At 65.0% G+C, this 14,467-nt stretch carries 21 protein-coding genes; 14 read left to right on the top strand and 7 right to left on the bottom strand.

Annotation, left to right across the window (positions count from 1 at the left end):
* Positions 1 to 10: 10 nt before the first annotated feature.
* The 3 genes from GGD63_RS03345 to GGD63_RS03335 form a co-directional block, all read right to left on the bottom strand.
* Positions 11 to 580 (bottom strand): TetR family transcriptional regulator, encoded by a 570-nt coding sequence (locus tag GGD63_RS03345; protein ID WP_183239691.1) that lies wholly within the window; start codon positions 578 to 580, stop codon positions 11 to 13.
* Positions 580 to 924 (bottom strand): multidrug efflux SMR transporter, encoded by a 345-nt coding sequence (locus GGD63_RS03340; protein WP_018644652.1) that lies wholly within the window; start codon positions 922 to 924, stop codon positions 580 to 582. The genes GGD63_RS03345 and GGD63_RS03340 overlap by 1 nt, the downstream gene beginning before the upstream one ends.
* 189 nt (positions 925 to 1,113) lie before the next feature.
* Positions 1,114 to 1,779, bottom strand: coding sequence for an O-methyltransferase (locus tag GGD63_RS03335; protein ID WP_183239457.1), 666 nt, complete (start codon positions 1,777 to 1,779; stop codon positions 1,114 to 1,116).
* 97 nt (positions 1,780 to 1,876) lie between these two features.
* On the opposite strand from GGD63_RS03335, the gene GGD63_RS03330 reads away from it, so the two are divergent.
* The 3 genes from GGD63_RS03330 to pdxY all read left to right on the top strand — a co-directional run bounded on the left by GGD63_RS03330 (position 1,877) and on the right by pdxY (position 4,123).
* Complete coding sequence (locus GGD63_RS03330) at positions 1,877 to 2,521, top strand: TetR family transcriptional regulator (RefSeq protein WP_183239456.1); 645 nt, start codon at positions 1,877 to 1,879, stop codon at positions 2,519 to 2,521.
* Positions 2,522 to 2,614: 93 nt separating this feature from the next.
* Complete coding sequence (locus GGD63_RS03325) at positions 2,615 to 3,256, top strand: FMN-binding negative transcriptional regulator (protein ID WP_183239455.1); 642 nt, start codon at positions 2,615 to 2,617, stop codon at positions 3,254 to 3,256.
* 48 nt (positions 3,257 to 3,304) lie between these two features.
* On the top strand, positions 3,305 to 4,123 hold the full coding sequence (gene pdxY / locus GGD63_RS03320) for a pyridoxal kinase (protein WP_183239454.1): 819 nt from the start codon (positions 3,305 to 3,307) through the stop codon (positions 4,121 to 4,123).
* Between the two features lie 4 nt (positions 4,124 to 4,127).
* Here pdxY and GGD63_RS03315 read toward each other — a convergent pair whose 3' ends face one another.
* A complete protein-coding gene (locus GGD63_RS03315; RefSeq protein ID WP_183239453.1) occupies positions 4,128 to 5,426 on the bottom strand; it encodes a hypothetical protein in 1,299 nt (432 codons plus the stop codon).
* A gap of 252 nt (positions 5,427 to 5,678) precedes the next feature.
* Here GGD63_RS03315 and GGD63_RS03310 point away from each other — a divergent pair, with 252 nt between their 5' ends.
* The 4 genes from GGD63_RS03310 to GGD63_RS03295 all read left to right on the top strand — a co-directional run bounded on the left by GGD63_RS03310 (position 5,679) and on the right by GGD63_RS03295 (position 7,764).
* Positions 5,679 to 5,882 carry a hypothetical protein gene (locus tag GGD63_RS03310; RefSeq protein ID WP_183239452.1) on the top strand — a complete coding sequence of 68 codons (204 nt, stop codon included), beginning with the start codon at positions 5,679 to 5,681 and terminating at the stop codon, positions 5,880 to 5,882.
* A gap of 150 nt (positions 5,883 to 6,032) precedes the next feature.
* Positions 6,033 to 6,281: a hypothetical protein gene (locus GGD63_RS03305; protein WP_183239451.1), complete on the top strand. Its 249-nt coding sequence runs from the start codon at positions 6,033 to 6,035 to the stop codon at positions 6,279 to 6,281.
* Between the two features lie 248 nt (positions 6,282 to 6,529).
* Positions 6,530 to 6,676, top strand: a complete 147-nt coding sequence (locus GGD63_RS03300; protein WP_183239450.1) for a hypothetical protein — start codon at positions 6,530 to 6,532, stop codon at positions 6,674 to 6,676.
* 167 nt (positions 6,677 to 6,843) lie between these two features.
* A complete protein-coding gene (locus GGD63_RS03295) occupies positions 6,844 to 7,764 on the top strand; it encodes a DMT family transporter (protein WP_183239449.1) in 921 nt (306 codons plus the stop codon).
* A gap of 236 nt (positions 7,765 to 8,000) precedes the next feature.
* Here GGD63_RS03295 and GGD63_RS03290 read toward each other — a convergent pair whose 3' ends face one another.
* The gene (locus GGD63_RS03290) at positions 8,001 to 8,351 is read right to left on the bottom strand and encodes a zinc ribbon domain-containing protein YjdM (RefSeq protein ID WP_183239448.1); all 351 of its coding nucleotides are present in this window, start codon (positions 8,349 to 8,351) and stop codon (positions 8,001 to 8,003) included.
* 110 nt (positions 8,352 to 8,461) lie between these two features.
* Positions 8,462 to 8,635 (bottom strand): hypothetical protein, encoded by a 174-nt coding sequence (locus GGD63_RS03285; RefSeq protein WP_018644642.1) that lies wholly within the window; start codon positions 8,633 to 8,635, stop codon positions 8,462 to 8,464.
* A gap of 162 nt (positions 8,636 to 8,797) precedes the next feature.
* Here GGD63_RS03285 and GGD63_RS03280 point away from each other — a divergent pair, with 162 nt between their 5' ends.
* From GGD63_RS03280 to GGD63_RS03260, 5 genes are all read left to right on the top strand, one after another.
* On the top strand, positions 8,798 to 9,157 hold the full coding sequence (locus GGD63_RS03280; protein WP_183239447.1) for a cytochrome c: 360 nt from the start codon (positions 8,798 to 8,800) through the stop codon (positions 9,155 to 9,157).
* A 135-nt stretch (positions 9,158 to 9,292) separates the two neighbouring features.
* Entirely contained in the window at positions 9,293 to 9,694 is a 402-nt protein-coding gene (locus GGD63_RS03275) for a VOC family protein (RefSeq protein WP_183239446.1), read from the top strand.
* Positions 9,695 to 10,022: 328 nt separating this feature from the next.
* The gene (locus GGD63_RS03270) at positions 10,023 to 10,670 is read left to right on the top strand and encodes a cell envelope biogenesis protein TolA (RefSeq protein WP_183239445.1); all 648 of its coding nucleotides are present in this window, start codon (positions 10,023 to 10,025) and stop codon (positions 10,668 to 10,670) included.
* A 101-nt stretch (positions 10,671 to 10,771) separates the two neighbouring features.
* On the top strand, positions 10,772 to 11,614 hold the full coding sequence (locus GGD63_RS03265; RefSeq protein WP_183239444.1) for an FkbM family methyltransferase: 843 nt from the start codon (positions 10,772 to 10,774) through the stop codon (positions 11,612 to 11,614).
* Between the two features lie 254 nt (positions 11,615 to 11,868).
* Positions 11,869 to 12,150, top strand: a complete 282-nt coding sequence (locus GGD63_RS03260) for a hypothetical protein (RefSeq protein WP_183239443.1) — start codon at positions 11,869 to 11,871, stop codon at positions 12,148 to 12,150.
* A gap of 274 nt (positions 12,151 to 12,424) precedes the next feature.
* On the opposite strand, the gene GGD63_RS03255 is transcribed toward GGD63_RS03260, so the two are convergent.
* Entirely contained in the window at positions 12,425 to 13,462 is a 1,038-nt protein-coding gene (locus GGD63_RS03255) for a hypothetical protein (RefSeq protein WP_183239690.1), read from the bottom strand.
* A gap of 389 nt (positions 13,463 to 13,851) precedes the next feature.
* Between GGD63_RS03255 and GGD63_RS03250 the strand changes: the two genes are divergently transcribed.
* Both GGD63_RS03250 and GGD63_RS03245 read left to right on the top strand, forming a co-directional pair.
* Positions 13,852 to 14,064: a hypothetical protein gene (locus GGD63_RS03250; protein WP_244607659.1), complete on the top strand. Its 213-nt coding sequence runs from the start codon at positions 13,852 to 13,854 to the stop codon at positions 14,062 to 14,064.
* A gap of 19 nt (positions 14,065 to 14,083) precedes the next feature.
* Positions 14,084 to 14,380: a cytosolic protein gene (locus tag GGD63_RS03245; protein WP_100234502.1), complete on the top strand. Its 297-nt coding sequence runs from the start codon at positions 14,084 to 14,086 to the stop codon at positions 14,378 to 14,380.
* Positions 14,381 to 14,467 lie beyond the last annotated feature (87 nt).

Raw genomic sequence — 14,467 nt, 5'->3', positions numbered from 1 at the left:
AGCAGATCGGCTATCCGCGCCGATAAGTTTGCGCGATCAGCCGATCGTGCACGGCGCGCAAGTCGGCACTCATCCGTGTCTGCCCGGTCGTGACGAAGGTCAGCCAGGCGCCGTCGGCGGCGAGGCGCACGATCTGCAGCTCGGGCGTGCCGTCGGTCGCGCGGTGGTGCCTCAGCCGGGCCTTCATCCAGTCGTTCCAGAGCCGGCGCAGTGAGGGATCGGTGACGACGACCATGCTCAGCGCCGCCCATGGCGTGGCAAAGCCGAAGGCTTTGCCGGTGAACACCGCATTGACATAGGCGCGCGTGAAGCTGCCGCGCGGCTTGGGATCGGCTTCGATGGCGGCGTCGATCTCGGCATCGACGCGGCCGAGCAGGTCGGCGAACAGACCCTCGATCAATGCCTGCTTGCTGCCGAAGTGATGAAACAGTCCGCCCTTGGTGACGCCGGCCGCCGCCGCCACCGCCTGCACGGTGACGCCGGCGACGCCATGGTCCATGGCAATGGCCGCGGCGTGATCGAGCAGGGCGCGCCGCACCTGTTCGGGCTGCTTGGCGCGGGTATAGGCGCTCGCCGGCATCAATGCACCGTCGTCTCCGAGAAAAGGTTGATGATCACGACCCCTGATACGATCAATCCGATGCCGACGAAGGCCGCAGCGTCCAGCATCTGGCGGAACAGCACGAAGGAGACGGTCGCGGTCAGGATGATGCCGACGCCGCCCCAGATCGCATAGGCGATGCTCAAGGGGATCACCCGGATCGCGACCGACAGTGCGTAGAACGAGGCGACGTAGAACAGCACCATGGCGAGCGTCGGCCACGGCCGCGTGAATTGCGCGGATTGCTGCAGGAAGGCTGACGCGGTGACCTCGAAGACGATGGCGAGGGCAAGCGCGGCGTAGGCGTTGAAGGCGGAAGTCATGTCGGGCTCGGGCATGGCGGCAGGAAAGATACCGCGCGGTAGGTATGTTTAGCATGCGGAGATCGGCTTTTGGCGGGGGTAATTATCACGTGTCAGTGACGGGCCTGCGACATCTCGGAACGCAGGCTGAAGCCGCCGCATGGTGAATCGTGCGGCGGCTCCACGCTTTTGTGGTGGTTCGGGACGGCGCTAGCTGATGCGCACGGAGAGCTCGACGTCTTCGGCGAAGGGCGTCGACATATAGCCGCTGCCGGGCGCACGCACCCGCGCCAGATAGTCGGGGCTGTCGTCGGCGTTGTCGGCGAGGATGATCGCACCCGGTCTGAGATGGCCTTCGATCAGATCCAGGATCTCGGGGTAGAGCGCCTTGGCACCGTCGAGCAGCACGAGATCGATCGTATCAGGCAGATCGGCACTGAGCGTTTGCAGCGCATCGCCCTCGCGGATTTCGACGAGGTCGATCAAGCCGCCGGCCGACAGGTTCTCCCGCGCCCGCACTGCTTTCGATGGCTCAAACTCGCTGGTGATGAGGCGGCCGCCGCCATTGTCGCGCAAGCCTGCGGCAAGGTGCAGGGTCGAGATGCCGAACGAGGTGCCGAACTCGACGATCGTTTTGGCGCGGGAACTGCGCGCCAGCATGTAGAGCAGCACACCGGTCTCGCGCGAGACCGCGAGCGGCGCGTCCTTCAGGCGTCCATAGAGATCGCGGTAGTCGGTCTTGCTCCGCAGCATCCGCGTCCGTTCGGCATCGGACAGATCCGCGACGGCTGCGTGCGTTGCGCCGCTTGCTGCCTCGGCCTCGAGGAAGAGGCGATCCAGCAGCGGCGCAAGCGATGTGATGGTGGGGGTGGTCATTTCAGGTCTCCAGAGATCGCGAACAAGCACGTGCTTGCGCGGAAGCTCAAATACGACTAATTCGTCGCATTTCCTATTCGCATTCCCTGGATACGCCATGGCCGATCGTCGAAGCCGTTCAGTTTCCTCGCGAAAACAGCCGCAACAGGCGCGCTCCACGGAGCTTGTGGCGGCCATTCTGGATGCGGCTGTTCAGGTCCTGGCGAAGGAAGGGGCGCAGCGTTTCACCACGGCGCGGGTGGCGGAGCGGGCCGGGGTGAGCGTCGGCTCGCTCTATCAATACTTCCCGAACAAGGCGGCGATCCTGTTCCGCCTCCAGAGCGATGAATGGCGGCGCACGAGCGACATGCTGCGCGGCATCCTCGCGGACGATGCGAAGCCGCCGCCGCTGCGGCTGCGCGCGCTGGTCAATGCCTTCATCCGCTCCGAGTGCGAGGAGGCCGCGATCCGCACCGCCCTCAGCGATGCCGCGCCGCTCTATCGCGATGCGCCCGAGGCGCAAGACGCGCGGGCTGCCGGCAAGGGAATCGTCGCGGCGTTCATGCGGGAGGCGCTGCCCAGGGCAACGGACGCGACGCGCGCTCTCGCCGGCGAGCTGATCACGACGACGCTGAGCGAGGTCGGCAAAAGGTTCTCGGAGGCGCCACGCAGCGAAACCGAGATCGCGCGCCAGGCCGACGGACTGGCCGACATGTTCTGCGCCTATCTCGGCGAGCTTGAGCGGCGCCGAAATCATTCCTGACATCCGCGTTTGCGGGCCGATATCGTTTCTGATTTCGGCGTACGATGGGTTAGCCTTGCCTCGTTCTTCGTCGAGCCAATCGAGCGCCGCGCCATGCATGTCCTCCGTCCCCAATTCCATATCGAGGAGCAGGCTGCGCTGGAATTCGCCGGGCAACGCGGCTTCGGCGTGGTCGTAGCAGCGGATGAGCGCGGGCCGCGGGCCTCGCACGTGCCGTTCGTGCTGGAGCAGCGCGACGGGCGCTCCATCGTGCAGATCCACCTCACCGCCAGGAATCCGCTCGTTGCGCTGGCGGACGGCGCGAGGCGATTCCTGCTGATCGTGGCCGGCGACGATGCCTACGTCTCCAATGACTGGTATGCCTCGAAGGACAACGTCTCGACCTGGCTCTACGAGGCCGTGCACCTGTCGGGCGTGGCGCATCTGCGCGGGCTGGATGAGAACCGTGGACATGGCGATGCGCTGCTCGCGGTCGCCGAGGCGCGTTTGCCAAAACCGCCATGGGACCTGGCACGGATGGAGCCGGGCAAGCGCGAGAGCATGCTGGCGGCGATCCGCGTCATCGATCTCGTGGTCGATACCGTCGAAGGGCAGGCCAAGCTCAACCAGCACAAGAGCGATGCGGATCATGTCGCGGTCGCGGGCCGGCTGGCGCGGTCGGAGGAGACGGGGCATCGGCGGCTGGCGCGGAAGATGCAGGCGCTGCGCCAGGGGCTCGGGTACGATTTTTCGTGATCCGGGCTGCGCTTGCCTTGCACCGCGATTGACCTTACGGACCTCCGCATGCTCGTCATCTCCATTCAAAGCCAGGTGGTCCACGGCCATGTCGGCAACAGCGCGGCCGCCTACGCCATGCAGGCGGAGGGCGTGAACGTCGCGGCGGTGCCGACCACGTTGTTGTCGAACCACCCGCGCTATCCAACCCTCCGCGGCCGCGTGCTGGAGACCGAGCTCGTTGCCGATCTCCTCAAAGGCGTCGAGGAGCGCGATCTCGTCGACGAGGCCGCGGTGCTGGTCACCGGCTATCTCGGCTCGCCCGGCAATGCGGCCGTCGTCGCCGATTTCGTCGAGCGGGCGCTGACGCGGAATTCGAAGCTCGTCTATCTCTGCGATCCCGTGATCGGGGACGATGGCCGCGTCTATGTCGCCGATGGCATCCTGGATGTGGTGCGGCACCGGCTGCTGCCGGCCGCGAACCTGACGACGCCGAACCTGTTCGAACTCGAACTGCTCGCAGGTCTTGCGATCGCGGATACCCAGGGCCTGCGCGGGGCGTGCGCGGCGCTCGCGGGCGAGGGCCGCATCGACGTCGTTGCGACCGGCTGCACGCTCACTGACACGCCCGAGGGGCAGGTGGAGACGATCCTCTGTGCGGACGGCCAGCTGTCACGCTTTGCGACGCCGCGACTGCCGATCCGCCCCTATGGCACCGGCGATCTGCTCACCGGCCTGATCGCGGCGCATCTGGCCAAGGGCAAGGCGATGGAGGCCGCGGTGCGGCTCGCGGTCGAGACCATCTTTGCCGTGCTGGTGCGCACGCAAGAGGCCGGCACGACCGAGATGCGGCTCGTGCCGCTGCCCTCAGCGGGACGCAAGCCGTAACGGCTCAGGTCGCGCGCTTACCGGCCGATTGCGCCGATTTCTGCGGCTTGGCCGAGCCTTTCTGCTCGCGCGTGGCTTGCGCCTTCGGCAGCCTTGCATGCGCCACGGCCCGTGCCTTCTTCGGCTTGGCGCTGGCGACCTCCTTGCGGTCCGCCGTGCCACGCTTCGAGATGTATTCGGCGCCGTCGATCGGGCCGACATGCGGCGGATCGCGGCCGAGATAGGGCCGGCCGATGCCGTACGCCTTGCCGTTGGCGTCGACCCATTTCCACAACACTTCAGTCGAGACCCAGCGCTGAGCGCGGTTGTTGCCGGCGGTCGAGACGATGTCGGCCGCCATGCCGTGGCCATAGCCGCCGCGCGTGCTGCCGCCGTGATAGGAGCGGTCGGAGGCGGCCTTCAGGCCGCTCGCGATCGACTGGCGGTAGTCGTCGCGGAACGCGCTGGTGATGCCCGGCGACAGGCCGGCGGCTTCGGCGGCGAGCAGCGTGCGGAACAGCTTGCGCTTGAAGCTCTTGTCCATGCCGCCGATGACGTAATTCATCATCGACATGCCGGCATGGTCGGCCGCTTTCGGATCCTTCCAGCCGAAATCCTCGTCGACCAGCTTCGTGAAGCTGCGCATCACCGTGACCATCTTGCCCCGGCGCTTGACGGTGACGGCGCGGCGCTCCTCGACCTTGATCGAGTCCTCCTTGGGCGTGCGCTGGTAGAGCGCCCAGAGATAGCGGTCGATGCAGGCGTCCACGACGAAGCATTCGTCGAGCACGGCGATGGTGTCGGCAGGCGGTGACGCCTTGCTCTCTGTGATGGCTGCCGGCCCGGTCGCGAGGGCTGCGGGTGACAGCGCGTCGGTCGCCACGATCTCGGCGGGATCGGCGGATGCCAACTTGACCGGCTCCTGCGCCGGCGTTGCCTCGCTGGCCGCGGGTGCCGGCTCGGGCAGAATTTGCGGCGCGGGCGGCTCGCTCGGCAGGATCAGCGCCGGATCGGCGGAGGCGAGCTTGATGGCGGGGGCGGGCACCTCGGGCGCCGCTGCCTCGGTGACCACCGGCATTGGTGTCGCTGCGACGGCGGCGGCGATGTCGGCCGTCAGCGCAATGCCATCCTCGATCGTTGCAGCGCGGGGAAGGTCGGCGAGATCGAGACGGCTGAGGTCTTTGGCACGCGAGATTGCGGCCGCGTTGGCGCTGCTGTTCTCGATCAGGGCAGGGGCATAGGCGGACAGAGAGAGCGCCACCCAGCCGGCCATGACGGCCGAGGGGCAGGCGACTGCCACCAGGAGAGACCGCCGATCATTCATGATCCCTGCCTCCAAACGGTTCTGCCCGAACCAGTCTTGTCCGAACAGTCTTGCACAGAAAGGCACGCAGCCCGTCAATTGTTCGGGGGACCGTGTGGCGGCGCAATGGCGCAAATGGGCGAAAATGGGCTTTTTCGGGGAGTGTGGCTGCGGAGACACGCGCGTGTTCCAGGTTCCCGGACGCCAAAATTCGATAAATACGAATCTGACGCTTTGCGGCAACTTTCGCCAAGTGGAGCGCGTTGGTCGGCCATGACGCATTCCTCGCTTCGTCCCATGGACGCCTTCGATCCCACCGAGCCCGCCATCCTGCACGATCGTGTCTCCGGCAGAATCATCACCTGGACCGCCGATCAGGCCGACGACTATCGGCGGGCCAGCCGCCTCCGCGGCGATGGAACCGTGGCCTGGAAGGCCTATGTCTTCGACGGCTGGGGCGACGTCCTGGGCGGCTGAACCCGCCGAATCAGGAAATCCGTCCAAGACCCTGGACGCGTTAAATATATTGCCATGCGCTAGACGCTATATTGCGTTGCAACAACGCATGTCGCAACGCAGCAAATCAGGCTTAGATGTGCTCCGAAACTTCCTGCTGGAGCATCACCAATGAACAAGAAGACCTTGTCGATCGCAGCCGCCGTCCTCGCCATCGCGGGCTCGACTGCCACCTTCGCCGCCGAGCTTCCGGCCTACGAGGCCAATGGCATTCCGGCTTCGCCCGTGCAGGTCCGCGTGCTCGGTGCCAACCACGTCGAGCAGCAGGTGTCGGCGCCCGCCACCAGCGTGACGGCGCTGCAGGCCAGCGTCCTGGCCCCGCGCCACGTGAAGACGGCGACGGTGGGATCGGCCCGCTAAGCTTCCGCAACGAGCACGGTGCGCGCGCATCGTGCCTACCGCAAGATTCGGGTTTTAAGAAGGCCTCGTGTCAGGTTGGAACCGCGTTCCCTTGGGAGCGCGGTTTTTCTTTATGGCAGGAGCCGTGCGTTTTGTACGGCCGTTCAAGACGCCTGTGATCTTCTTAATATTTGTTTCGGAGATCGCGGCGCCTGATGCGCGCGCCGCATATTGAGCGGCCATTTCCGGAATCATACTGGAGGTCGTTCATGCCCGTTGCGCAAAAAGCCGTTGCCGCCACTACGTCGCCGCGTGAATTCATTCTCAGGCATCTTGCGCTGTTCGCGGCCGCCGCGCTGTTCGTGTTCGTGCTGAGCCTGACTTACGGCCTCGATCTCAGCCCCGGATTTTTCTGAGCTGTCTTTCGTAGCCCGGATGAGCGGAGCGACATCCGGGTCGGTGGCAAGAGAAGTCCCGGATATCGCTTCGCTCATCCGGGCTACATCTTCATCGCTGCCGTTGCGTGCCAGCCCTGCGCCCACGTGGGTTGAGCCACGGCCTCTGCCGACATATCGCTTGATCCATGGATCAGCGGACGAGCGGCGCTGACGCTCTCACTCAGAAGAACGATGCGGCGCCGGCGCTTGTTGGCGTGGTCTGCGGCCTGTCGGCTGCGCTGTTCTGGGCGCTGGGCTTTGCCGGCACGCGGCATGGACTGAAGGTCGGCTTCACGCCGGTCGATCTGCTCGTGCATCGCTATGTCTGGTCGGGCATTGCATTCCTGCCTTTGGTACTGCGCGCCGGCATCTCCGATCTCTGCGGCATCGGCTGGGGCAGGGGCCTTGCGCTCATGGTGCTCGGCGGTCCCGTGATGTCGCTGATCTCCTACACCGGCTTCCTGTTCGTGCCGCTCGGCCATGGCAGCGTGATCCAGCCCTCCTGCGCCACGCTCGGCGGCCTGCTACTGGCCGCGATTGTCCTGAAGGAGCGGATCTCCGCTTCGCGGCTCGCAGGCGCCATCATCATCGTCGCCGGGCTCGGCGTCATCGGCGCGGAATCGATCGGCCATATCGGCGCCGAGGGCGTGCAGGGCGATCTGATCTTCGTGCTGACCGGATTGATGTTCGCCGGCTTCGGCGCAGCACTGCGGCGCTGGCGCGTCTCGGCCGTGTCGGCCGCGCTGGTCATCAACGTGCTGTCGCTGCTGCTGCTGCCGATCTACATCGCCACCGTCGGGCTCGCTCACGTCGCGGCGATCGGCATCACCGAAAACGCGATCCAGGCGCTGGCGCAGGGCGTGCTCGCAGGGCCTGCCGCGCTCTATCTGTTCGCGGTCTCGGTCCAGCGCCTCGGCGTCGCGCGCGCCGCGGTGTTTCCGGCCTGCGTGCCGGCGCTGACGCTGCTGACCGGCTGGCTCCTGCTCGGCGAGCCGCCGACGCTGTTGCAGACGGCAGGCCTGGTGACGGTGCTGTGCGGATTTTATCTGGCGCAGCGGCAGCGATAGGCCCGGCCCCAAAACGGGAAGGCCGCCCCGGGGGGCGGCCATTCAAGTCTCAAAGCTGCGATGCAATCAAACGCGTCGTCGAAAAGCCAGCCCCGGGTTGAAAAAATTCCTACGCGCTACAAAGGCCTGCCCGGCAAGAGGCAGATTACACATTTTTCCCGATTGGATAAGAGGAATCGTGTGTTCCAGGAAAGGAACTGGCGTTAGCGTTACCGTGCGGGCCGGCTGGCCCGTGCTCAGGCCTTCCTCACGAACTCCGACTTCAGATTCATCGCGCCGATGCCGTCGATCTTGCAGGCGATGTTGTGGCCGTCGCTGGCGTCCTGGAGGCGGATGTTGCGCACCTTGGTGCCGCCTTTCACGACCGAGGAGGAGCCCTTGATCTTGAGATCCTTGATCACGATGACGCTGTCGCCGTCGGCGAGCACATTGCCGTTGGCGTCGCGCACGCTTGCATCCGGCGCCGCGTCGGCAGCCGCATCCGCCGCACCGCTCCACTCGTGGCCGCACTCCGGGCAGACCCAGAGGTCGCGGTCCTGATAGGCGTGCTCGGAGCTGCACGCGGGGCATTTCATCGTGTCGGTCATATCTGTCTCGTTCAAAGCTTCGTTCGCGGCGCGACCGTAGGGGCGGGAACCGGGAAAGCAAGCAAAAGCTTAAGGATGGCCTGGCCCGATCGGCGCCTGCCGGTGCGATATCACCGGAACAGCGCTACGAAGATCACGTAGAGCCAGCCTAGGATGCCGTGGATGATCGCCCACAGGATCGAATGGTTGTTGGTGTAGGAGATCGCGATGGCGAGCGCCGAGCCGAAGCCCACGCCGTATTTCGCGCCCTCGACGCGGACGCCATAATAGCGATTGCCGTTCATGATGATCCTTCCAGCGGATTGCGATGCCGATGCCGTGATTCGTAGCGCCGCGGCGGAGACGTCGTGTTCTCTTGTCTCACGCCGCTCTTGACGCAAGTCAATTTCATCTGTGCGCGCCGACCTACGCTTGATACTTCGACGAAGCAAGGGCGAGGGATGGCCATGTCGCACACCGTTCGAATCTCCATCGGCATCGCCATCCTGATCGTGTTGTCACTCCTCTTTCTCTTCGGCGTCATGCACACCGCCGCCGGGGCTCCGAGGTCGGGCTCGCGCGCGGTGTCCGAAGGCCATCGTCTGGCACAGGCCTGGTGCCAGCCCTGCCACGCCGTCGAGCGGTACGGGCCCGGATTCTTCGACAACGCCCCGAGCTTCCAGGCGATCGCCGACCGCCGCGGCACCACAGCCCTGTCGCTCAAGGTGTTCTGGCGGACCAGCCACCAGAACATGCCGAATCTGGTGATCTCGCCGGAGCAGGCCGACGCGCTGGCCGCTTATATTCTGAGCCTCAGAGGCGATTGAGAGCGCGCAGCAATCGGAGGCACAGCGTGGGGCGGGCGTAAGCGAAATTCTGGACCCGTCGTGCGACGCCATCCCCGATTGCGCGAGGCTCGATCCCGGCTACGCTCGTCCCGCTAACCGCGCAGCGAGCCCATCATGACCTTCCTGGTCAACATCGACGTCCCCGACGTCGCGCAAGCCACGACCTTCTACACCGCCGCCTTCGGCCTCGCCGTCGGCCGCCGCTTCGGCAGCGACTTCGTCGAGCTGCTCGGCTGGCCGGCGCCGGTTTATCTGCTGACCAAACAGGCCGGCACGGTGGGTGCCGGCGGCGACCGCCGCCGCTACGAGCGGCACTGGACGCCCGTGCATATCGATGTCGTCGTCGATGATGTCGATGCCGCGGTCGAGCGCGCGCTCCGCGCCGGCGCGATCCTGGAGGTGTCGGCGCGCGATGCGCCCTATGGGCGGATCGCCATGCTGGCCGATCCGTTCGGGCACGGGTTCTGTCTGCTGGCGTTCAGCGCGAAGGGATATGACGCGTTGCTCGAGGGGTAGCCTGTAGCCCGGATGAGCGAAGCGAGATCCGGGACCTGTGTTGCCGAGACATTCCCCGGATGTCGCTTCGCTCATCCGGGCTACAGACCAAGACATCGAAAACAACCCCATGCACAGTAGAAAACGTCAGGCATTTCAGAGTTCTGCGATCCCGAAATCGTCTGCCCCGTCGGGCAGGGCTGCCTCATGGAAAGGAATGCCGTGAGGGCCGGCCTCTCTGTCCGATTTCGGCGATACCGAACAGCATTTGACCTGTCGGGCAAAACAGGAGCATGATGGCATTGTGGCACTGGCGCGACGGCCGGGAGCTGATGCGTCGCGGGGCGACATGCCAAAACAACTCAAGAGACAACTGAAGACCTACCAGACCTCGCTCGGCTTCTACGACCAGGCCGTTGCGGCACCCTCGATGAAGGCGGCGCTTGAGGCCTGGGGCGCCAGCTCCAATCTGTTCCATCAGGGCGTTGCCCGGGAGATCGACGATCCCGACATCGTCGCCGCGACCATGGCGAAGCCGGGCGTCGTGCTCAGGCGTCCGGTCGGATCGGATGGTCCGTTCACCGAAAGCGCGGAGCTGCCGACCGATCTCGCCGAGGGCGAGAACAAGCCCAAACGTAAACCGAAGCCGAGCAAGCGTGCCGCCAAGCCGGCACACAAACCATCGCGCAAGATCGACGATCAAGAGGCGCGCAAGGCCGCCGTGGCGTTCGAGAAGGAGGAGCAGCGGCGTGAAGCCGAGCGCCGCAAGGAGGAGGCCGCCCGCGCCAAGGCCCGCGTTAAGGAGCGCGCGCGCCGCGACAAGGCCGTCGCCGTAGCCCAGGCGGCGATCGACAAGGCGAGGCGGGAGCATGAGGCGCGGGCGGAGGAGATCGAAGCCGCGCGGGCCGCCCTCGACGAACGCGCCGAGGCCGAAGAGACCCGCTGGGACAAGCAACGCAAGAAGCTGGAGGAGGCTCTGCGCCGGGCGCGGGAATAGGGGGCGGCTCGACTATCTCAAGGGGTGGCTCGACGGGACAAGCCCCGCATAAGCAGGCATTGCGATAGTGGCCTCCACTCCGAGCGCAGGGAGATTCTGCAATGCCGATCGCGGGGCAAAAGCTGGCCTTTGTCTTGGCCGCGTCCAACCACGGGACGATGATCGTCAATCGTTTCGACTATCGCATGACCGGTCCTGACCGCGGCTACGGCGTGGGGTTTCAGATCCTCGAAACGGCCGCTTTCGATCCAAACGAGGTCAAGATCGCGCTCGAACTGCTGGCATTGCGACGGCGGCACCACGGTGACGGCGTGATCGCCATCGACTGCGGTGCGAATATCGGCGTGCACACGATCGAATGGGCCTCGGCGATGACAGGCTGGGGATCAGTGATCGCGGTCGAAGCCCAGGAACGGATCTATTATGCGCTGGCGGGCAACATCGCCATCAACAACTGCTTCAACGCGTTCGCGGTGCATGCTGCCGTGTCGTCCGAATCCGGCACGATGCAAATTCCGAATCCGAACTATTTCACGCCGTCCAGCTTCGGCAGCCTGGAACTGCGGTCGTGCCCAAGCAACGAATTCATCGGTCAGCCGATCGACTATGCACAGAACACCGTCGTTATCCGGAAGATGATGCTGGACGAGCTCAATCTGCCGCGGGTCGATTTCATCAAGATCGACGTCGAAGGCATGGAGCTGGAGGCTCTCGCGGGCGCCCGGGAGACGATCAGGACCTATCGCCCGATCCTGCTGATCGAGAAGATCAAGACGGACACCCTCCAGCTCGAGCAGTGGCTGCGGGACAACGGCTATCAGTCCATGGTGCTCGGCATCAACATTCTCGCTGTCCATCAAAGCGATGCGAGCTTGAAGGACATCAACCCGCCGCAAGGCGCCGGCCAGAGTCCCGAAAAGCAGCTCGCGGAGGCGAGTGCCTAGGCCGGCAAGGCGGCCTAAAGCGCGATGAGATTGGGATGAATCGTCATCGCGCTTTAGGTTATTGTTTGCGCATGATCTTTTCGGAAAACCGCTGCGCACTTTTCCGGATCATGCTTTAGCCGGGCTACATCTGCTGCGGCATGCAGGTTCCAGCGGCGAGACAGGCGCCCGTGGCGCCGGGAGCGTTAATCCGGATCGAATTAGCTTGCCTTGCCTCGAGTCCTTTTGCACTCTGGCGGCAAGGAGACCAACGCATGACAAAGATGACGCTCGCCTGTGCGCTCGGAACGGCCCTGGTGCTATCCAGCCTTGGAACGTCCGGCGCCGAAGCCCGGACGCGGAAGGCTGTCGTCGTTCGTGCACCGCAGGAGAGGCTCATCGTCACGGCGCCCGTGCTGAGGCCGACGCCGTGGGATTACAATGTCGTTCCCCGCTATCGCTATCGCCCTGAAGACGACCGCGTCGATCCCTACGGCCCGCCGCTGGTGCCGTCCTATGTTCGCTATGAGGGATGGCGCTGGCCGTATTGGTGGTGAAGATCGACGTTTCGCAGGGTGGGCAAAGCGGCTTGTCCGCCGTAGCTCGACAGAGCGAAGGCGGAAGCGTGCCCACCAACGCTATCTCGGCACGAAATGGTGGGCACGGCGCAAGTGCGCCTTTGCCCACCTACGGCACTGGCCGTATTGATTGTGAAGGCCGGGCGCAGAACGAATGGGACCTGTAGCCCGGATGAGCGAAGCGATATCCGGGGTGTTCTGCCGAAGCATTTCCCCGGATGTCGCTGCGCTCATCCGGGCTACGCTCCTTGGCTCACCAATCCGGATCACCGTAGGGGTCATAGGGCGGAGGCATCCAGGGGCCTCGCGGCGGCCTGGGCCGCCGGGGTGCGGCCGCCGGGACGTGCGGCCGGGCCTGCGCAGCCGCATCGTTATTCATAACGCTCCGCACGACGGGCTTGGCGGCTGCAGGTGCGGATGACGTGGTCAGTTGCGTTTGCAGCGCCTGGACCTGCGCGGCGAGGCGCGCATTGTCCGCCGCATCCTTCTCCTGCGCTGCCTTGAGCTGTTGAATGGTGTCGGCCTGCTCGCGCAGGGTCTGCTCGTTGCGGCTTTTCAGTTGCTCGAGCTTGCCGTTGATGCTCGCAAGCTCGCTCGTGATGGCCTTGAGCGATTGCGCAAGATCGGACGATGACGGGGCAGGCGCTGTGGCGCCAGGCTTTGGGGCGCCTTCCGTGTCCTTGGCGACCGGCGGCGCGGGCACCGCGCTCGGCTCGTCCGCAGCAGCCAGCAGCACGGCCGGCGGCTGCGCCGGACTCTGCGCCGTGGACGCCTGCGGGGCCGTGCTCGCGGCTGGCGGAGCCCAACGTGCCATGATCGACTTGCCGATCGATTTGGCCTCATCGCGATATTGCGACGCGAAGGCGGCACCGAGCAGGCCGATCGCCAGCACGAGAATGGCCAGAGCGCGCATCATGGTCCGATCTCCCTTCAAACCTTGATCGCGAGTCCCGGAATTCGGAAGCTTGGCAGCGGGCATCGGCGCCTTGTTTCCGGAAGTCCCGCCTGCCGTCGCACCATGGCTTGCGTGCGAGGCCCGCGGGCCTTCGCTGTCGCGTTCCATTCCGGAAACCAGCCGGTCCAGCCGCGCGAGGTCTTCCTCAGCGCTCTTGATCTGGCCATAGGCCCGCGCCAGCCCGCCGTCGGCGCGCGCCTCGTCCGGCTTTGCGGCTTCAGGCTTTGCGGCTTCAGGCTTTGCGGCTTCAGGCTTGGCGGTCTCAGGCTTGGCAGTATCAGGCTTGTCGCTATCAGGTTTGGGGTCGTTCGTTTCAGGCACCGATGCGCTCTCCATCCGGTCGGGCGTCAATGGGAGGCAGTCCGATCTTGGGAAGGATAGGTCTCGCCGCTATCCGACACAACGCGTGTGCCAAGGAAAAATTATGGCGGGCCCGGGAGCGGGGCGGAGTGAGCGCGGAGGGTGGGTAGCGCGTAGGGTGGGTTAGCTCCGCGACTGCGCAAAGCGCAGTTCGCGCAGCGTAACCCACCGCTTCTGTTTGCGGAGAGACGAAAGAGGTGGGTTACGCCAGCAGACGCGCTTCGCGCATCTGCCGGACTAACCCACCCTACGGACCTTCGACGTGCTATGCTGTTGCGGGAGGAACCGCAATGAGGGTCCCTACCGCGATACTCGCCCTGCTTCTTTCAAGTCCGGCCGCCGCCCAGGAGTGCCAGACATGCGCAATGGCCGACGCCTGCATGAAGGAATACGCCAAGACGACGTCGGAGGCCCAACGGGCAACCAAGCAAGGCATCCGGGATTGGAAGCAGAATCTGGACAGAAAGGCCTCTGCAGAATTGTCCAGCAGGGGCATCCTCGCATTGCAAGACGCCATGGAGGCCCAGGTTCGTACGGAGCTGGAGCGCCTGAAGGAGTGCCTGGCGAAGATCAGGTAGGGTGCAAAAGGAGGATCCGATGAAATCGCTTTTGCTGCTTACGGCGAGCGGTCCGCTGCTTGTTCTTACCTCGCATGAGTCCCTGAACGATCTGAAGCTTCTCGGGGTGCTCAGGCAAAAAGGGATCGGCAAGTTCGTCGCGTTCGAGGTTCCCTTGTCGCTCGCCAGGGAGCGCTACGGCGGGCACTTTCAGGCGGTTGAAAGCAACCTGCACGAGACCGATGATTTGAGAGTGCTCGACTTCAATGGCCAGCGGGTGTTTCAGCTCTTTCGTTTCGAAGAGCTCGGTTCACCGATCCTGATCGAACAGTCCTGATCGGTCTTGCCTTGCGGCATGATCCGTTTCGAAAAGCCCGTTCACGGCGTTGCGGCGGCGAAAGGGACCAGTTGGGCAGCGCCGGTC

It is taken from the genome of Bradyrhizobium sp. cir1, from assembly GCF_014198245.1.
In the GTDB taxonomy this organism is placed as follows: Bacteria; Pseudomonadota; Alphaproteobacteria; order Rhizobiales; family Xanthobacteraceae; genus Bradyrhizobium.
The sequence above is the reverse complement of the archived record's forward strand: the minus strand, read 5'-3'. Positions and strand labels throughout refer to the sequence as shown.

What these genes read in the sequence shown, in the direction of transcription:
- GGD63_RS03345 (WP_183239691.1), bottom strand. Translation starts at nt 580, where the DNA reads ATGCCGGCGAGCGCCTATACCCGCGCCAAGCAGCCCGAACAGGTGCGG.
- GGD63_RS03340 (WP_018644652.1), bottom strand. Translation starts at nt 924, where the DNA reads ATGACTTCCGCCTTCAACGCCTACGCCGCGCTTGCCCTCGCCATCGTC.
- GGD63_RS03335 (WP_183239457.1), bottom strand. Translation starts at nt 1,779, where the DNA reads ATGACCACCCCCACCATCACATCGCTTGCGCCGCTGCTGGATCGCCTC.
- GGD63_RS03330 (WP_183239456.1), top strand. Translation starts at nt 1,877, where the DNA reads ATGGCCGATCGTCGAAGCCGTTCAGTTTCCTCGCGAAAACAGCCGCAA.
- GGD63_RS03325 (WP_183239455.1), top strand. Translation starts at nt 2,615, where the DNA reads ATGCATGTCCTCCGTCCCCAATTCCATATCGAGGAGCAGGCTGCGCTG.
- pdxY (WP_183239454.1), top strand. Translation starts at nt 3,305, where the DNA reads ATGCTCGTCATCTCCATTCAAAGCCAGGTGGTCCACGGCCATGTCGGC.
- GGD63_RS03315 (WP_183239453.1), bottom strand. Translation starts at nt 5,426, where the DNA reads ATGAATGATCGGCGGTCTCTCCTGGTGGCAGTCGCCTGCCCCTCGGCC.
- GGD63_RS03310 (WP_183239452.1), top strand. Translation starts at nt 5,679, where the DNA reads ATGACGCATTCCTCGCTTCGTCCCATGGACGCCTTCGATCCCACCGAG.
- GGD63_RS03305 (WP_183239451.1), top strand. Translation starts at nt 6,033, where the DNA reads ATGAACAAGAAGACCTTGTCGATCGCAGCCGCCGTCCTCGCCATCGCG.
- GGD63_RS03300 (WP_183239450.1), top strand. Translation starts at nt 6,530, where the DNA reads ATGCCCGTTGCGCAAAAAGCCGTTGCCGCCACTACGTCGCCGCGTGAA.
- GGD63_RS03295 (WP_183239449.1), top strand. Translation starts at nt 6,844, where the DNA reads ATGGATCAGCGGACGAGCGGCGCTGACGCTCTCACTCAGAAGAACGAT.
- GGD63_RS03290 (WP_183239448.1), bottom strand. Translation starts at nt 8,351, where the DNA reads ATGACCGACACGATGAAATGCCCCGCGTGCAGCTCCGAGCACGCCTAT.
- GGD63_RS03285 (WP_018644642.1), bottom strand. Translation starts at nt 8,635, where the DNA reads ATGAACGGCAATCGCTATTATGGCGTCCGCGTCGAGGGCGCGAAATAC.
- GGD63_RS03280 (WP_183239447.1), top strand. Translation starts at nt 8,798, where the DNA reads ATGTCGCACACCGTTCGAATCTCCATCGGCATCGCCATCCTGATCGTG.
- GGD63_RS03275 (WP_183239446.1), top strand. Translation starts at nt 9,293, where the DNA reads ATGACCTTCCTGGTCAACATCGACGTCCCCGACGTCGCGCAAGCCACG.
- GGD63_RS03270 (WP_183239445.1), top strand. Translation starts at nt 10,023, where the DNA reads ATGCCAAAACAACTCAAGAGACAACTGAAGACCTACCAGACCTCGCTC.
- GGD63_RS03265 (WP_183239444.1), top strand. Translation starts at nt 10,772, where the DNA reads ATGCCGATCGCGGGGCAAAAGCTGGCCTTTGTCTTGGCCGCGTCCAAC.
- GGD63_RS03260 (WP_183239443.1), top strand. Translation starts at nt 11,869, where the DNA reads ATGACAAAGATGACGCTCGCCTGTGCGCTCGGAACGGCCCTGGTGCTA.
- GGD63_RS03255 (WP_183239690.1), bottom strand. Translation starts at nt 13,462, where the DNA reads ATGGAGAGCGCATCGGTGCCTGAAACGAACGACCCCAAACCTGATAGC.
- GGD63_RS03250 (WP_244607659.1), top strand. Translation starts at nt 13,852, where the DNA reads ATGGCCGACGCCTGCATGAAGGAATACGCCAAGACGACGTCGGAGGCC.
- GGD63_RS03245 (WP_100234502.1), top strand. Translation starts at nt 14,084, where the DNA reads ATGAAATCGCTTTTGCTGCTTACGGCGAGCGGTCCGCTGCTTGTTCTT.